The sequence below is a fragment of the Pedobacter yulinensis genome (assembly GCF_003029735.1).
Taxonomy (GTDB): Bacteria; Bacteroidota; Bacteroidia; order Sphingobacteriales; family Sphingobacteriaceae; genus Pedobacter; species Pedobacter yulinensis.
In genome coordinates this window covers 879,634-896,780 of record NZ_KZ686269.1, presented here as the reverse complement: position 1 = coordinate 896,780, position 17,147 = coordinate 879,634, and the positions used below count along the sequence as shown (strand labels likewise).

General features: G+C 49.9%; 16 protein-coding genes. 10 read left to right on the top strand and 6 right to left on the bottom strand.

From position 1 onward, the window contains the following. Positions 1 to 582: 582 nt before the first annotated feature. The 3 genes from C7T94_RS11290 (at position 583) to C7T94_RS11280 (ending at position 2,743) form a co-directional block, all read left to right on the top strand. Positions 583 to 1,989, top strand: coding sequence for a hypothetical protein (locus C7T94_RS11290; protein ID WP_107215432.1), 1,407 nt, complete (start codon positions 583 to 585; stop codon positions 1,987 to 1,989). 131 nt (positions 1,990 to 2,120) lie between these two features. Further along, complete coding sequence (locus C7T94_RS11285; protein WP_107215431.1) at positions 2,121 to 2,393, top strand: nucleotidyltransferase substrate binding protein; 273 nt, start codon at positions 2,121 to 2,123, stop codon at positions 2,391 to 2,393. Next, positions 2,387 to 2,743 carry a nucleotidyltransferase domain-containing protein gene (locus C7T94_RS11280; protein ID WP_107215430.1) on the top strand — a complete coding sequence of 119 codons (357 nt, stop codon included), beginning with the start codon at positions 2,387 to 2,389 and terminating at the stop codon, positions 2,741 to 2,743. The genes C7T94_RS11285 and C7T94_RS11280 overlap by 7 nt, the downstream gene beginning before the upstream one ends. A 246-nt stretch (positions 2,744 to 2,989) precedes the next feature. On the opposite strand, the gene C7T94_RS11275 is transcribed toward C7T94_RS11280, so the two are convergent. From C7T94_RS11275 to C7T94_RS11265, 4 genes are all read right to left on the bottom strand, one after another. After that, positions 2,990 to 4,252 carry a thioredoxin family protein gene (locus tag C7T94_RS11275; protein WP_162618658.1) on the bottom strand — a complete coding sequence of 421 codons (1,263 nt, stop codon included), beginning with the start codon at positions 4,250 to 4,252 and terminating at the stop codon, positions 2,990 to 2,992. 304 nt (positions 4,253 to 4,556) lie between these two features. Next, entirely contained in the window at positions 4,557 to 4,718 is a 162-nt protein-coding gene (locus C7T94_RS19520) for a type 1 glutamine amidotransferase family protein (protein WP_204353269.1), read from the bottom strand. Between the two features lie 9 nt (positions 4,719 to 4,727). Beyond that, positions 4,728 to 5,213, bottom strand: coding sequence for a Type 1 glutamine amidotransferase-like domain-containing protein (locus C7T94_RS11270; RefSeq protein ID WP_262503106.1), 486 nt, complete (start codon positions 5,211 to 5,213; stop codon positions 4,728 to 4,730). Positions 5,214 to 5,515: 302 nt separating this feature from the next. Then, positions 5,516 to 6,253: a DUF3667 domain-containing protein gene (locus C7T94_RS11265; RefSeq protein WP_107215428.1), complete on the bottom strand. Its 738-nt coding sequence runs from the start codon at positions 6,251 to 6,253 to the stop codon at positions 5,516 to 5,518. 451 nt (positions 6,254 to 6,704) lie between these two features. Here C7T94_RS11265 and C7T94_RS11260 point away from each other — a divergent pair, with 451 nt between their 5' ends. The 3 genes from C7T94_RS11260 to C7T94_RS11250 all read left to right on the top strand — a co-directional run bounded on the left by C7T94_RS11260 (position 6,705) and on the right by C7T94_RS11250 (position 7,998). Further along, entirely contained in the window at positions 6,705 to 7,271 is a 567-nt protein-coding gene (locus C7T94_RS11260) for a dihydrofolate reductase family protein (RefSeq protein ID WP_107215427.1), read from the top strand. A 126-nt stretch (positions 7,272 to 7,397) separates the two neighbouring features. Beyond that, complete coding sequence (locus C7T94_RS11255; protein ID WP_107215426.1) at positions 7,398 to 7,622, top strand: DUF4287 domain-containing protein; 225 nt, start codon at positions 7,398 to 7,400, stop codon at positions 7,620 to 7,622. A gap of 1 nt (position 7,623) precedes the next feature. After that, the gene (locus tag C7T94_RS11250; protein ID WP_107215425.1) at positions 7,624 to 7,998 is read left to right on the top strand and encodes a nuclear transport factor 2 family protein; all 375 of its coding nucleotides are present in this window, start codon (positions 7,624 to 7,626) and stop codon (positions 7,996 to 7,998) included. Between the two features lie 80 nt (positions 7,999 to 8,078). Here C7T94_RS11250 and C7T94_RS11245 read toward each other — a convergent pair whose 3' ends face one another. Then, positions 8,079 to 8,309, bottom strand: coding sequence for a hypothetical protein (locus tag C7T94_RS11245; protein WP_107215424.1), 231 nt, complete (start codon positions 8,307 to 8,309; stop codon positions 8,079 to 8,081). Between the two features lie 428 nt (positions 8,310 to 8,737). On the opposite strand from C7T94_RS11245, the gene C7T94_RS11240 reads away from it, so the two are divergent. From C7T94_RS11240 to C7T94_RS11225, 4 genes are all read left to right on the top strand, one after another. Next, positions 8,738 to 11,848, top strand: a complete 3,111-nt coding sequence (locus C7T94_RS11240) for a SusC/RagA family TonB-linked outer membrane protein (RefSeq protein WP_107215423.1) — start codon at positions 8,738 to 8,740, stop codon at positions 11,846 to 11,848. A gap of 26 nt (positions 11,849 to 11,874) precedes the next feature. Then, positions 11,875 to 13,386: a RagB/SusD family nutrient uptake outer membrane protein gene (locus tag C7T94_RS11235; RefSeq protein ID WP_107215422.1), complete on the top strand. Its 1,512-nt coding sequence runs from the start codon at positions 11,875 to 11,877 to the stop codon at positions 13,384 to 13,386. A gap of 27 nt (positions 13,387 to 13,413) precedes the next feature. Then, positions 13,414 to 15,474: a BACON domain-containing protein gene (locus C7T94_RS11230; protein ID WP_107215421.1), complete on the top strand. Its 2,061-nt coding sequence runs from the start codon at positions 13,414 to 13,416 to the stop codon at positions 15,472 to 15,474. Between the two features lie 98 nt (positions 15,475 to 15,572). Then, positions 15,573 to 16,382, top strand: a complete 810-nt coding sequence (locus C7T94_RS11225; RefSeq protein WP_204353267.1) for an endonuclease/exonuclease/phosphatase family protein — start codon at positions 15,573 to 15,575, stop codon at positions 16,380 to 16,382. 224 nt (positions 16,383 to 16,606) lie between these two features. Here C7T94_RS11225 and C7T94_RS11220 read toward each other — a convergent pair whose 3' ends face one another. Further along, positions 16,607 to 16,999 (bottom strand): VOC family protein, encoded by a 393-nt coding sequence (locus C7T94_RS11220; RefSeq protein WP_107215420.1) that lies wholly within the window; start codon positions 16,997 to 16,999, stop codon positions 16,607 to 16,609. Positions 17,000 to 17,147 lie beyond the last annotated feature (148 nt).

Below are 17,147 nucleotides of genomic sequence, written 5' to 3'. Positions count from 1 at the left end.
AATGTGTTCGTCGTGGTGGGTCTGCCTTCGCGCACAAGAACTACTTTTGAGCAAAGCTTGGCTTCAACTTGTTCAGCGGAGGACACGCCAATATGTTTATTTTAAAATTAACAGGTTAAACACGCCATTGCCCTAACCAGTTGCTGTCTGCTGACTTCAGCGTTCAACAGATGTTTGTGCAAATATAGGCCGCTTCTGGAAACTTTCTGGCGGCTGCGTATCGCGACCGGTAAAAAACCTTCTGCATATGCTGCTTTCGTCCTGGGTGGATATTTAGCGTCCGCTAGAAAACATAGGCCGGCTGTCACTATTAGATCTGCCTGCAAAGCGAGCGCAACCGACCGGTAAAAGATTACACTCATTTACTGTACCTGTATAGCTTCGATAGCCGGTGCAGGCTACTGAACAAACTGAACAACAATCAGCAACCGCGATTATTTAATTTGCTGCAACCAAACACAGACAAACATCGGCTGATCATGAGACATTCAAGAGAACGGCCGAACCAACGCTGACTCGAACAACACACTTTGCCGGTAAAGTCGACTCGGCCCCTGTAAAACAACCAAATAAACTAAGAATATGTTAGACGATGCATTAAAAGCCCAGATTAAAGACAAGTTAACCGGTTACCTGACCAAGGGGGTCTCGACCGTGTTGAGCGGTGCCGGCGGAACGGCCCTGAAAATGATTTTGAATTTGCTTGCTGAAGGTACGGTAGATCCGACCGCGGCCATGCTTGAAAAAATTTACGATGAACTAAACGCGATCAAGGACAAGATTAAAAACCTGCCCCATGCCACCAGCGTTTTCGTGATCTATGAAACCGCAATCAATGACGCGCAGCTCTACACCGAAACCATCGGCGATCTGCTTGATTTTAATGAAGAGCGGGAAGCACTCTTTGGCTCCTATGAGGCATACCTCTCCAGCCTGGGCGCCGAACAATGGCAAACGATGGCTAAATTTCTCACGATTGAACCCAAAGAAACCTATTATTCCTTTATTAATGGTATTTTAAGGGCAGCTTATGGGATCAATATTGCAAACATTACCCAGGTAAAAGCTGATGCTGTGATCCCGTTTGGCGACAGCAGCAAAAGTTATGCACGGGTGGTGAGTGAGACCGATCTGGACAGCATACCGGCCAACTTTTACGAATTTGTTGACACACAGATTTCAATCCGGAACGCCGTATTTACAGCGACGAGTGGTGTTATCCTATGTGCGCAGCTGGTTTTGAAGACCTTCCAGGACGTAGTGGACAGCCGCCAGGGGAAGGGTGTATTGCGTGCAGATGCGCTGGCACTGGACAGCCGGCTAATGGATAAGATCGCGGCAACGCTCAACAACCCGGAAACGAAGCTTAACTTCATGACCACCGAACAGCGCCCCATACCAAATATCCTGACCAAATTGCTCATTCCTGTTCTCCAGGCGCCGCAATATTTGTGTGGCAACGCTTATACACTGTTCAACGCCATCATCAGCAAGCAAAAAGTCAGGCTGCAAAATATCGCGCGAAAAAAATATCTCGTGCTTTCCGGACCCGAGGGGTTCAGCCTGGCCAACCGCATAGCCGGCACATGCGATTACTGGGGCACCGACTTTTCTGATACTGCCATTTCCTGGACCGTTGAATTCACCGATCCGAGAAACAGTATCGTCACGATAACCGGACCTGGTATTGGCTATTTATACATGTTCAATCCGGATCCGGTTGTGAGCAATAAGATTTGGGTGTCTCCATCAAAAACAAACTTCGGCGAGGTCGGAGCCCGGGTCAAAAATTCTTATTACTGGCAGCTGCAGCTTGTCCCGGCGGGCAGCACGAAAAGCGGCCCGGGTGCATTTCTTTTTACGCTCACCAACACCAAAGAAGACAAAGCGCTGGTAAACAGGATATTCCTGGTAGGCAGCGATGAAGCCGGTTCTTACAAACTGGACAAGTATGACGGCAACCACCAGTGGAATCTGGTCCCGGTCTGAAAATTGGATTCAGAAACTTATTGATATGATCACAGAAAGGCGAAACGCGTGTTTCGCCTTTTTTTCCTGTGACTAAGGGGTAGGATGAGAAATCCTGCTGCCCGGGGTGAGGCAACTTGCCTGGAAAAGTCATGAAAGATTACGCGATACACCAGGGAAACTCCACTGTCGGGGGAAGCATTGATGCAACCAGAGAGGTGTTTCAGTTGAAGCTCATCACGGATGGCCATGTTTGGATGGAAATGATCGGAAGCAGAAACCAAACCTCACATACCTATAACAAAACAACTGTTGACGAAATTTTTCAAAAGATTCTAAACGATTATTATCCCGCATTATTGAGCTTTCAGGCAAACATAGAAGCAAAACGAAGAGGCGAGCAGGGTGATATTCTGATATGGTAACATTCGGTTTAAGCAAGGAAACGATCGGTAAGATCAACGGTATATTCCACAAGTATCCGGTCATAGAGCGGATATTGATATATGGTTGCAGGGCAAAAGGAACTTTCTGTCCCTCGTCTGATATTGACCTGACACTCATGGGCGACCAGATTGACCTCAGTATTCAGTACGCTATTGAGAACGATTTAGACGATTTATTGCTGCCCTATAAATTTGACTTGTCCGTCTTTAAGAAGATAGACAATCCAGACTTTATCGAACACATAAACAGGGTGGGAAAAGAATTTTACCTGCGCCGGCATGACGAATACGGCGGCAACCAAATCCGGTTTGCCGGGATCACCAGATGACCATTCGGTTCTTTACGTATTAGAGATATGCTATTAAGGCGTTGAACCGGGTTAAAAAGATTGTTCAGTTGATCGGGCATCGTATGCATGAGGCCAGTTGGAAACATGCGCCGCAGCACTGAGCATGTGCTTCAGAATAAAAAGGTTAGCCCCTGTACACACAGATTTTATCAATAATACGGCAGAACAGCAGTCGACGACGCTCATCTATGCCTGTGAACACAGCTTGCAGGTGCACCCTTGTGGTCAGCGTTTAAGCCGCAGTTTATCGGCAAACGCCTTCAGGTTTTCATCCTCCGGGTATGTCTTCAGCGCAACGTCGGTTGCTTTGGCGGCAGCAGCCAGATTGCCCGCTTTCTCGAGCAGCTGTGCACGGGTCAGATGTCCTTCGGCATTCGTTAAGAACGTTCCCTTTGCGATGTTCGCAGCCTCGGTAAGCAACTTCGGATCCTCACAATACAGCAGTACCTCGTATAATTTCGACTGAAGAAACGGCTGATCGGCCTCTTTTTTTCTTCCCATCCTTTCAATCAGGGCCAAATATGCTTTCCAGCGCTCGGTAATGAGCAGGTGCTCAAACTTGGCCTTGCTCATTAATTCCGCTGCCAGGGCGGGATCGGCCGCCTGGAGTTTTTTTTCAAGGGCGGGCCAATCTACCGTGGCCCTGACGGGGCCGGTGTAGACTGTCATCGGTCCATATTGCGTGGCCGCACTGTTTGTTCTGAGCGCGGGAACGACCAACTCCCGGTAATAGATATCCCTCAGAAGATCGATGCGGCTGTCTGCTCCGATAACAGAATCAATTTTATTTGGATGATTGCGCAGCATCTGATACCCGCGGTCGTTCATGGATTCGGTGAATTCCGTGATCAGGGATATGCCTTCTTCATCAAACAGGTTTGTCTTCAGGCGCTGCCATGTCCTGCCATATTTCTGGTAATTCGCCGTTTCGCCGGTCTGTTTGGCCATTTTTACGAGCGCAGACAGCATGGCAGAATCGCGGGCGCCGCTGTCATATCTTTTCTGCATGATCCGGTAGGGACTCCCGGTTTCAAAGACCGGGGTTACTTTTTGCATAAAAGAGGCAGGCGTGGGGCTGGCGCCCGTTATGCGGCGAACCAGTTTGCCATCTGCGTCAACGAACAGGAAGGTCGGGTAGGAACTGACCTCATATTTTGTTTGCAGCATCCTTGCCAAGGGGCGCTGGGCAACGGTAAGCCGGTTATCATTGGCCGTAGAGTCAAACTGAATGCGCAGGTTCACAAAATGTTTATTGAAATAATTGGCCACGAGGGTATCCGGAAAAATTTCCTGATCCATCTTTTTGCAGGGAACACACCATGTGGTGTGCGCATCGATAAAGATGAGCTTGTTGGCTCGCCGCGCCTCTGCGCTGACCAGGTCCCAATCAGCCTGCTCCATGAATTGTATCGGTTGCTGGGCTCTTGCCTGGAATGCCAGGAGAGCGGAGAGGACAAAACAGATACTGAACGTCAGATAAAAGCGCATAAGTTTTAATTTATTGCGGCCGGTATCAGGTGAACTGCCTGTATTAGCAGACCTTACCCAAATCTGTCGCGACTTTAACCGCAACTTCACTCGTTTAAAGCACAACTTTCCGGATATGTGCGGGGCCGGCGCAAACACGCAGTCCGGAAGGAGTCACCGAAATTAATGGTTTAATTACAGGACTTAATTTAGCAATTTTATCTGGAACTTTTATGGGGTTTAAGTTCGGGTATAAATTGGCAGATCAAAAGCAAGTATTATAATGTGCGTGCAGGGTTTTAGCCAAAGAGCCTCAAACCGATCTCTACTGCATAACCGGCTGAAACAGTTTCCATTTCCCTTCCGATATCACCTCGACTACACCTCCGGTCACTTTAAGCGCAGTCTTGTCATCAATCGGGTAGGATGGTACCGAAATCCCCGCCGCCACCTTTTCCAGGTTCTCCAGCGAATTATGCGGAAACAACACATGGTCTTAATGAGGGTGGATCGCGAAATCAGGCCATCCCGGCGATTTAGGCGTTTCTTCAGGCAATGTGTGGTTGCCGAAAGTTGTGCCGTACCGGGTCAGGATCATACTTCCTGCACTCAGTCCAATATATACCATTTTTTCCAGCAAGCCGGGAAGCAGGGCGGCGAGGCCTGACCGCTGCATCCAGTACGTCAGGTACTGACAGTCGCCACCGCCAACCAACAGGACGTCGGTTTCCGGGAGCAGATCTGCCCATATTTCTTTTTTCAGGGTGGGCAGGGCCGTCAGTTCCAATAGGCCGAGCGATTTCCAGCCCAGTTCACAAAATGGGTCGCCAAGTGTTCCGCAAACTACCCGTCGCAGGAGATCGGGTCCGCCCGCTACGCCATAAATGGCTGTTGGAATTAGAAGCGCCCGTGCTTCAACGACAGGTTTTCCCAAAAGATCAACGAGTGCTTTGCCGATGCCGGCATTGCTATTCCAGCCGATGTGAGCAGAAGTTTCATGGTATTCGATAAAATGGACGGCTCAAACTTAATTTTTCGCGCGGATACCAGTCCGAGGGATTCGTGGCATTCTGAGGGAGGATTTGTGACATCCTTGCGAAAATTTGATTATCAATGCCGTTTCGGTTTTGCGTTAGATCACAACGTACGGACAGATACAGCTATAAAATCACCTGACCGCTGCTAAAGGCGCAGTGTTGCTGCCGCCTGTTTAAAGGTGGCAGCATTTTGTGTGCGGAAATGCGGTTAGCGGAAACTGCAATAACATTTTCCGGGTTCCGCCTCCTACCGCTGTACGATGCTCCAAACAACGCCGAGCACAACGTGGAACAGTAAAATAGAAACAATCACGGCAAGACTTCGCCCTAGCAAAGCCCATTTACTGTACCCGAATGCAGAAAAAAGCTGCCGGTAAAACCAAATGCCGTAAACCAGAATGGATGGGGAGATCAAGGCCATATACAGGATGCGCAGCACGCTGATGTTGGGATAAAGGATGATTACAAACGTGAAAGCGAGACCAATCAGCAGCTCTGAAGCAGCTTTATAGGAGTTGGCAACCAGGTGTTCAGAGAAGTTCAGTCTAGCTTTCCTGAACCATAAGAAACTAAAGACCGAATTTAGCGGTACCATCAGCACGATGACAAGTTTCGGATATTTTGATATAAATTGCTCAAGCGTTGTCATGGCCTGCCGGTTGTTGCCCGGGGCAAGGTCTGAAAGTTTGACATGCACGTAGGGCGCAATGAGTGTCGTAATCGTCAGGATAAGTAAAATCAGCGTAATGAAGCTAAAGTAGTTTACACGTTTTCCCTGTATGTATTCGCGCACACTATGGCCCGGCCGGGTAAACAACTGCTTCACGGTAAACAGCAAGCCCCGGTCTACATGCCATACGCCATGTACAAAATCGTGCTCAACAAAATGTTTGATCGAATACCGGTGTGTGGTGGATTTCTGGCCGCATTTCGGGCAATAGGTTTCTGTTAGGTGAGTGGCGCAATTCAGGCAAGCGGATGACATAGTCGTGAGCAGTTTGGTAATATATTTGTTTTATACGGTTACCTGGCGAGCAGGCAGGGACGAAGAAAAAACGATGTGCATGGTAACCCAGTTACAGCAAACCGCTTCTTAGGCAGGCAAAAATAAGACAAATGTTCCAATCGGTCGGGCTTTTGAATTGAAAATGTCGATCAGCAGGATTTCAGCGGCCGGGTCCCTGTCTCCGGGCCGATCGGACACCGCCAGGCTGAAGACCTGAAAAGCCCGGCTGACTAAAAGAGACCTGCCGTAAGAAAAGATGCCGGGGCCGTGCGCAGGCGGAACCTGGTTAACAGTGGTGGCGGGCTAACACCAGGACGCAACCTTGACCCGGCAGCGAGGCAGAACGGCGAACCAGGCGGGCAAAACATACAGTCTCCTGCGGCAGCTGTGTTGCTATGTTTTGTATCTTGACCTTGAATAATCACTACAAATGAGAAAACTGGTTTTATTTGCGCATCTGTCGCTTGATGGTTTTGCCGGCGATGCAAAAGGCGGTCTTGGGTTCCTGTCTTACGACCACGAACTCCAGCAATTTGCCGACGAAGTGGTCGGTACCGTTGGCGCAGCACTCTATGGCAAAAACACCTATCACCTGATGGAAGCTTACTGGCCCGGGGTATTTAACGATCCGAACGCCGACCAGCATGCTTTGGCACACGCCAGGTGGGTTCAGGACATTCCTAAAATTGTCTTCTCGACCACCCTGACAGCCGCCCACTGGCAAAATACGCGACTCATCAGCGGTGACATCGCACCGGAGGTCCGCAAACTGAAAGAAGCAGAGGGAAAAGATCTTGTCGTTTTTGGTAGCCCAGGACTGGCCAAAAGCCTGCTGGCGCTCGGTCTGATCGACGAATTTAAACTCACCTTACACCCGGTTATACTTGGAGGGGGTATCAGCCTTTTCGAAAAAGCAAGTCAGTTGAACAGCCTCGTGTTGTTGAAATCACAAACACTCGGCTCTGGTGTCGTAACCTTACATTACACAAAGCGATAGAGCGACTTCTCGCCTTGTGATTGGCGCACGCTGAAGGCGATTGTCCTTTTCAGCCCGCTGAAATGTCGGAAGACACCGGTCTAAACATGACCGGTGGAGATTACCTTTGCATCAAACCTATCAATTATGTCATTTCAAGGATATTTAAAAACGATTAAAGAGAAAACGGGCAAAGGGCCTGAAGACTTTCAGGCGCTGGCTACCGAAAAGGGTTTTGTCAGGGACGGACAGCTGCAGGTCAAGGCCACCGAAGTGACCAACTGGCTGAAAGCAGATTTTGAGCTCGGACACGGCCATGCCATGGCCATTTATGCCCTCCTCAAAGGACTGAAAGATCAGCACAGCCAATAACATGATTTCGGCAGCAGATAAACTGAACACGGCCCGGCTGTTTTCATCGGGGCATTTTGCCGATGTGGCCGACCGGCTGGCAGATGATGTGGAATTTCACATCTTTGAAGACGGAAAACACTTTGTGGGTAAGCCGGAAGTGCAGGAATTTTGTAGCGGTATCGAGGCATACTTTGCATCGGTCGAGACAAACTTTCGGGAGCACGGTCACCTAATGAGCGAAAACAGGGTAGCCATTTATGGCTACGCAACTTTTAGCCGGGACGGTAAGCTGCTCAACGCAGTCAACTCCTGTGACGTATATGAGTTTGATGACCAGGGGCTGATCAAAACCATTTATTCTTACTGCAACGGCCAACAGCAGGCCATGAAATAAAATTCTGAAATCGCAGCACCCAGACCGGGAGGATGCTGATAGCTGGTCGGTATTGAGGTCTGAAAAAAAATCGCCAAAGGCTATTCATCCTTTTTGCTGACATACTGATCTCTAACGTACCTCGAGATATAGGTACTCAGACCTTTGCCCGCCTGTGCGCGCTTTTTCATTGCTTCGACGTGCTTCGGGCCGGCGCTTGCGTAACTGTATTCGTAGACGCCGCCTTGCACAAATCGGACCCTGATAAACGTCTCGCCGATCTCATACGCGGCTACCCCCGAGCCACCATTCGCGTTTGCATACTTTTCCATCCTTCAGAATACCGCAGCGGGCAAAATTTGTTTTATTAAAAAGCCTCCCGGATTGACACAAACCGGTTACCGGAAGTTCGTCAGGCTATCCACAGTTGACAAGGTAATGCCCTTAAGATATACGCCCCCGGCGTACGCTTGAAAATCCCGGTTTCAAATCATTTTTAAGTCTTAAGGCATCGAAATACACCTCATTTTTTTCATTTTTTTAATAAAAATCAGGCTTACAGCCGAATTTATACGGTATTTCCATTTTTTTTACCTTCAGGTTAACTTAATCCCGAATTAATAATCAATTTACATTATGTTTTTTTTGCTTTCATTTAAGATTGTTACAAATCGAATTTATGTTTAATTAACTTTTATTTGGTTAATTGCGGAATCACCAACAAACAAATGGCTCCCGCTATCAAATCATCAAATTTTATATGTACCAAAACCACTACTTTTCTTTTGACTGGCAGAAATTGCTTTTCCTGCTGGGCGCGCTCCTGTTCAGTGCAAGTGTTGCACTCGCTCAACAAGCGGTTACCGGCAAGGTGACCGACCTGAAGGGTGAAGCCATGCCAGGCGTAACCGTCAGGCTGAAAAATTCTACGTCCGGTGTTGTCACCAATGCATCCGGCATTTATTCGATTGGAATTTCAGATGCGAAAAGTGTGCTGTCCTTTTCGTTTCTGGGCTACAAAACCCAGGAAGTAGCATTGAACGGGCGCACTACACTTGATGTTCAGCTCACCGAAGACCGTGCATCGCTTGAGGACGTTGTCGTGATCGGTTACGGCGAGGTAAAACGCAAGGACCTGACGGGTTCAGTTTCGTCTGTAAACATCAAAGATCTGGAGAATCTGCCCGTACCGCGTGTAGACCAGATGCTGCAGGGCCGCATTGCCGGTGCCGAGATCACCTCGACAACAGGCGAGCCCGGCGCCAAAACCTCGATCCGCATCCGCGGTACGCGTTCCATTTCAGCCACAAACGAGCCGCTGTTCGTGGTAGACGGCGTAATGGATGCCATTGACGACCTGAACCAGTTGAACCCGAGCGATGTTGAATCAATCCAGGTGCTGAAAGATGCATCTTCGACCGCCATCTATGGCTCACGCGGCAGCAACGGCGTGGTCCTGATCACTACAAAATCAGGCAACTCGAGCGGGAAAAACAACTTTTCATTCCGTGCTGATGTAGGCATGTCGCAAATTCCTCGCTACCTCGATCTGATGAATGCCCAGGAATTTGCCGAACTGCAGAATGACCGGTATTACTTTGCCAGTACAGCCAACCAAACCAAACCACTGGAAGAATATCCTTATCCCAACCCGGCGGCGCTGGGCGAGGGGACCAACTGGACCAAAGAAATCACCCGTGTGGCTCCCTATCAGAACTATACTTTCTCAGCCTCTGGCGGCGACAAAACCACCAAGTATTACTTCTCGGCCAACTTTAACGACAACCAGGGCATCATCATCAACAGCGGTATGCAACGCTACCAGGGCAGATTTAACCTGGACAAGACGCTGGGCAAATACGTGAAAGGTGGCTTGCGACTCAACTACTCCTACATTGACCAGGCGGTGAACAAGGCCGATGTGGGCACCAATACGCTTTGGTACCGGTCCAGCTTGTTCCTGGCACCAACCATGCCTGCTTACAAACCCGACGGCAGCTTCAACGACTGGAACTCCCAGTGGTACAGCGGAACGCTGTTCGACTCGCCGCTGGCCAATTCTATCCTGCAGCGTAAAGATGAGCTAAAAAAAAGCTTGTCGTCTATGATTTTCGCAGAGGTCACCCCCATGAAGAACCTCACGATCAGAAGTTCACTTTCTTTCTATGACCACAACCGGTTTGACGACACCTTCATTCCGTCAACACTGCCCACCCGGGCCAGCAAAAATACCGGTGCATATGCCTACAAGCGTGCTTACCGTACAGGTAACGTCCTGAATGAGAATACAATCAATTACAAAAAGACCTGGAACAAGAGACACAATTTCGACGCGCTGTACGGCTTTACCTTCCAGTCGCTTTCGTTCACGAACATGACCGCCAGCGGCGATGGTTATTTTATCGATGATATCGAAACCAACGACCTCACGGCCATTCCGTCGAAAGAAACCCTGAACGCAACTTCACTTCGCGAGGAGCAGCAAAGAATTTCGCACCTGGGGCGTATCAATTACAACTATGCCAGCAAATATTACCTGACCTTTACCGGCCGGGCGGATGCCGCTTCCAATTTCGCGGCCAACCATAAATGGGGCTTTTTCCCCTCGGCCGCATTGAAATGGAATATCAAGAATGAAAGTTTCCTGAAAAAATTTAAAGGGATCAACGAACTATCCCTGCGCCTGAGCGGCGGTGTATCGGGCAATGATGCCATTTCCAAATACCAGTCCCTGGCCAGGCTGACTTCCACCTCAAGCGGTTACATCTTCGACGGACAGATCCCTGCGGCATACTATCCGTCGCGTATTGCCAACGAAGGCCTGAGCTGGGAAAAAACAACATCTTACAACCTGGGCCTGGACCTGAGTATCCTGAACAACAAAGTCGATTTTACGCTCGATCTGTACAGCGCCAACACCAAAGACCTGCTGCTTACCGTGCAACTGCCCTCACACAGTGGTTACACCAGCCGCATCACCAACATCGGAGCCACCTCAAACCGCGGTGTCGAGCTGACCGTCAATACCGACAACATCAGCCGCCCGAAATTTTCCTGGTCAACCACATTCACCTTTGCGCACAACAAACAAATGGTCGACGACATCGGCGGCCTTGACCGGATCTCCGTATACAACAATGCCTGGGGCGCACAGTACATGATGTACGGATACGTGAAAGACCGTCCGCTGAACGCGCTTTGGGGTATGCAATACGGCGGCGTCTGGAAGTCCCAGCAGGAAATTGACCAAAACAAGATCGATAAACGGTTTGCATCATCGGCAGTAAGTTATTACTCGCCCGGAAGGCAGCGCTACATTGACCAGAACCAGGACGGCATTCTGGACAACAACGACCTGGTTTACCTGGGGAATGCAGATCCGAAATTGTATGGAGGCATCCAGAACTCATTCAGCCTTTACAAGGTCAACTTCAGTTTCTACCTGAACTATTCATTGGGCGGAAAGATCTATAACCCGATTGAGACATTCATGGGCACAGGCACTTACCTGTCTAACCAGTTCCGCTACATGGTGAACGCCTGGCATCCGGTCCGCAACCCGACCTCAGATTATCCGCGGGCCGATTCAAAGGATGACATCCCGAACGACCGTTTTGTGCACAATGCAAGTTTCCTGCGCCTGAAAAACGCTACCATCAGCTACAATTTTGTGCTCGACAAGATGACGCGGAATGCGGTTAAGTCGCTCACCCTGAGCGTAAGCGGAAACAACCTGTACCTCTGGAAATACTACAACGGTTACGACCCGGAGGTTTCAACTGAAAGCGAGGGCTCGACCATCCGCCGGATGGACAATGGCGCTTATCCGGCCAGCCGGACCGTTACGTTCAGCGCAGAAGTTAAATTTTAATCACCCCTTATTATTATTTAAATATCATGAAATCACATATAAAAAATCTTGTAGCGGGATCAATGATGGCTCTGGTAACCCTGAGTGCCTGCGAGAAAGCTTTGGAGGAAGAGCCGCGCAGTTTTGTGGCGCCCGATCTGTTTTTCAAAAATGAAGCGCAATGCCTCACCGCCCTGAATGGCGCGCATATTCCACTGAATGCAATCTTCAGTTCTGACCTGATCGTCGCCAACGAGGCCTGTACCGACCTGGCCTTTCTCAACTCGGCAGATCTGGATGCAAAATTTGAGATCTCGCCCGCCAATCCGGGCATGGGCCAGGCCATCTGGGAGCAAAGTTACAAAGGTGTCATGTATTGCAACGCCGCCATCGAGGGCATCAAAGGCGCACCAATAAATGAAGACCGTAAAAAGGCCCTGCTGGCCGAAGGCATTACACTCCGGGCACTCTACTACTATGTGCTCACCTCTACCTTTGGTGATGTTCCTTATTACACCGACGATGTATCCACACTCAAAACACTTGAAGAAGTGATGCAGCTTGGCCGTATGGATGCCAAGGTAACCCGGAACACGCTCATCCAGGAGTTGAAAGAATATGCGCCCAGCCTGCCCGCACAGCGTACTTCCAGCATTCCGGGTAACCGGATTTCAAGCAGCATGGCTTATACACTGATTGCGAAAATGTCAATGTGGAACAAGGATTTTGCAACGGCGCTTACCGCTTTGAAAGAGATCCAGAAAATATATGGTCAGCTGGCACAATACCCGCTCGAAGACACGTATTTCAGGAACAAAAACACGCCGGAATCAATTTTTGAAGTCCAGTTTACCTGGTCGGCCACCGGTTTGAAAAAAACCTCAACGGTAGCCTGCTTCTTCACGCCAACTAAACAGTCCGGGAAAGACATTTATGACGGTGTACAGATTCCCGAACTGGGTTCTAAAGCCAATCCGTTCGCATCCATTACGCCATCGGCCTATTTTGTGTCACTGTACGACCTGAACGATCCTCGGCGTAACATCATCCTGGCTTACACCTACAACGACAAATGGTTCAGCCGACCACAAACGCTGAACGGGACGGGTAAACCATGGATGGGCCCAAAATTCTGGTGTCCGGGCATGGACAACATCTCTGACGGCAACAACCAGAAAGTGTTCCGCTATGCCGATGTGCTGCTGATGATCGCTGAATGTGCCAATGAACTGGGCGACGCAAATACTGCGATGAGTGCAATTAACGAGGTCAAAGCACGCGCTTCTCAGGATTACGTACTGACCGAATATCCGGGCAAGGACCAATTCTTCCAGGAAGTGAAAGATGAGCGGGCCCGCGAACTGATGGGCGAGTACGGCCGCAAATGGGACCTCGTGCGCTGGGGTATTTTTTACAATTCGGTTAAGCAGACCACCGCCGAGGAGTGGGAGGTGATTAAAGCCAACCTGCGCCCTTACCATGAATATTACCCAATCTCTGACCGCGAAGTTACCCGCTCCAGGGGCATACTCACCAACCCTGCTTACACCGGTTTTTAATGAATCAATTATCGCTATACAACAGATATGAAACTTTTTACAGATAAGCAGTCGTCTCTGCTGCTCGGATTCGTGCTTTTCTGCGCCGCGCTTTTCCAGTTTGCGTGCCAGAAAGATGAATTCAGAAAATTCAGTACCGACCTGGCTTTAAACTCGAAAATCGTCCGGGTGGCCGACAGTGCCGGATCCACTCGTTTGCAGGTTTACGCAGACGGAAACTGGGATGTTTCTGCTCCGCAGGATGCGGGCTGGCTAAAATTTGACCGCAATTCAGGCAGCGGAAAGGGTGAGTTCCTGGTTTCGTTCACCGAGAACCACGGCAACCTGCCCCGGGCGGCCAAGATTCTCATTTCGGCCGCCGGCAAAACCGATACCATCAGCCTGCAGCAGCGCGGCATTACGCCTGCGCTCCGTTTCGCCGACGATACCATGGTAGGCATTGGCAACGGGGGCGAAATGAAGACCCTGTTAACCACCAATGTTCCATTCGAACTGATGAAACAAACCGTGTCTTATCAGGCCGAAAGCAACTGGATAACCGGGCTGAAGATGGACAATGGATTTCTGAAAGCCACCCTGGCAAAAAACACCCGGGCTGAGGCCAGGGAAGGCAAAATCCTGCTTTCGTACCTGGATGCTTTTGGCACGGTGACCAGAGACTCGATCCTGGTTTCGCAGAACCCTAAGGCAGATTACGATAGTGCCGTGCTGAAGGATTTTGCCTACGTGAAAAGTGCCCTGGCCGCCGGAACCATTACTGAAGATATTTATGTGGAAGGTGTGGTGGTGAGCGACAAGGGCAACCCCAACATGGGCCTCAACCCCAACAAAAGCACCAACAAACACGAGATCGATAAGGCCGAAAATGCGCTTACCGTATATGTGCAAAGTAATGATGGAAAATCGGGACTTCATATACGTACCAAAACTGCCGGCGACAATGTATACGGTCGTTTTGAGCGTGTAAAGATCTGGCTGAAGGGCGTGGTCTTGCGCAAGGAAACCAATCCGGCCCGTGTCATGCTGGACCAGGTACCGGCGCTGAACATCATGGCTAAAGATGCCGGAACGCCGGTTCCTGCCCGCGCGGTGTACATGAAAGACCTGAAAGACGATGACCTGTACACCTACGTTAAACTGCGGGATGTGGAGATTTCTATCCCTTCTGGCAGCTATTTCAATGTAAATGAAGGCTACAACATGCGTACCGATGCTTACCCGATGAACATTCGCGACATAAACGGCAGCAACCTGTACATGATCACGAATATTGATGTGCCTTACCGCCGCAATGGTAAACGGGTACCACAGGGCTCAGGCGATATATCAGGCATCCTCGTGCACGAAAAACTACAGCGCTACGGCACGAACATCGGCCCGTACTCGATCCGGCATGTCACCGAGGAAGACATTGCCCTTCAAGCTGAACGTCAGAACGGCTTTTCAAACGTGCTGGTTGAGTGGAGCCGCTTCAAGACTGAGTTTACGGCCGGAGCAACCGCCGCGCGGAACCCGCTGACACCCGATGTTGGCACCGGAACTTTGACGCACAGCGAAAAACCAGCGCTCGATTTTACCACCACCGGTATCTTCGGCTCGTCTGACTACAATGGCCTGATCCCAGAAGCTTCGACCGTAAAAGGCGCTATTGAGAATGGGGCATTTACGGCCAGAAACTGGTGGAACACCACAAAAAACCGCGGCTCGTGGTGGCTGGTCCGGGTATCGACCAAAGAAGTTTCGAAACCGATCTCCCTCCAGGTCGAAGGCCATAATGACATTGGCGGTCCGAGAAACTTCGTTGTAGAATGGTCAGCCACAGGCGAGGAGACCAGTACCTGGAACGTGGCCGGTGAATATACACTGGAAGACGTGACCAATTGGTCGAACACCTTGGTTACGCAGGTGCCGGGCATGAAGGCCGTTAACTTCCAGTTTCCGCAGGCCGCCTCAGGTCTCGACAACCTGTACATCCGCCTGCGGGTTAAAAACCGCACCGTAGGGACGGCAACCAGCCCGACCGCCGGTACACTGGCCGTGAACGGACTGAGTAGGTTAAGCCACCTGTCTATTAAATACAATAAATAAAGTAAACCAGCGGGGCCCTTCACGGGGTCCCGCTTTTTCAAATGATCCGGCGAAGCTGCCGGCCTGAAGCATGGCCGGTACCCCGGCAAAATCTAAACATGATGAGCAGAAAACTGATTTTCATTCTGGCAGGTATTTTTTTCGCATTATACACCCGTGCACAGCTGCCAAACGACCAATCCCTCAGGTTGCGGGTAGGCGTATATAACGTAGGCCATTTTAACCAGGGCAGCCTTGGCGGTTTCCAGGGATTGCCTACTCAGGCGAGGGCAGAGATAATGAACTGGCGGCGGTGGATAGGCAAACAGAGTCTTGATATCTTCGCGTTTAACGAATGGAACAAACACTTCGACAAAGACAGCGTATTTATTGCCGATCAGGCACTGCTGGAGCCATTTTACAAGAACCGGTATTTCGGCCGTCAGAACCGGTGGATTTACAATGGTATCGCCACCAATTACAAACTGACCAACATCAGGGAAAAGCGCTGGCCGGGCGATTATTATGCCATCATCGGCGATCTTAAGATCGGCAAAAAAGTGATTACCGTGATGTCCAGCCATCTGCCCTGGCAGAAAGGGCAGCATCTCCCGGGGCTCGACTCGCTGCTGGCAGAAATGAAAAAATATGAATACCTGATCTGCATGGGCGACATGAATGCCAGCGACGCCGAGCAGCTTCGTTTTGAGAAAGATGGCTTCAATATCGCAAACGGAGGGTACATGGGCTGGTTTACCACTGCGGCGGGCAACGCCAGGGCTGCCGGTGTAACGGGTGGACTTAACATGAACATTGACAACATTGTAACCACGAAGAACATCAAAATTCTGAACGTTTCTGCGCCTTTCACCGGGTTAAATGACCTGGACCATCTGCCTGTACTCGCTGACCTGATCGTGACCTGGTAACCGGAGTGATCAGCTTGGTAACCCATCTTGATAAAGCCTGACACGTTATTAGTGAGCCTGCGGTTGAACACCCGCAATCGTTCACCAGATTATTTAAAACAAGAACCAGCTTATTGCCGCCCGAATACAGCCGGTCATTCCAATAAGCTGCCAACAAGGGCAATGGCTTCAACATCAACATGAAGCCATTGTTTTTATTTTCAACGTACCGGCGCAATACAAAACTACGCCATAGAGAACAGCCCAAAGGGGTTACCCTCGCTGTCGGCGCAGATGGAACAGAACCTCCATTCGCCAATTGAAAACTTCGGTTGCCTGACCACTCCGCCGGCCGGAGCTACGCGGCTTTCCTCGACGCTACAATCGTTACAGGGAAAATAAACCATTGTGTTTACGCATTGTCCATCGCCTTCCTTGACGCCTGGCATCTCGACCAGTGCCCCTGATACCCCCTGGTTTTCCATAGGGGAAAAAAATGCCATTTTCATGCCTTGCGGCGAATCACCTGGCGCACCGCTGTCAATAAAGCTGGTGCCGAGTACGGCATTGTAAAATTTCTTTGCCCGCTCCATATCTTTTACATAGATCTCGAACCAGGCGATGATGTTTTCATTCATTCTTACATGTTTATGTGCTCCTCTAATTTAAGCAGGCGCAGGCAGAAGGACCGCGGCCGTTCGTGTCATTTTCCAGGGTGATATAAGACAAATGCACCAGCGGGATTACATTTGATGGCGCAGGTTCAGATCTGCATAGGGCTTTTTG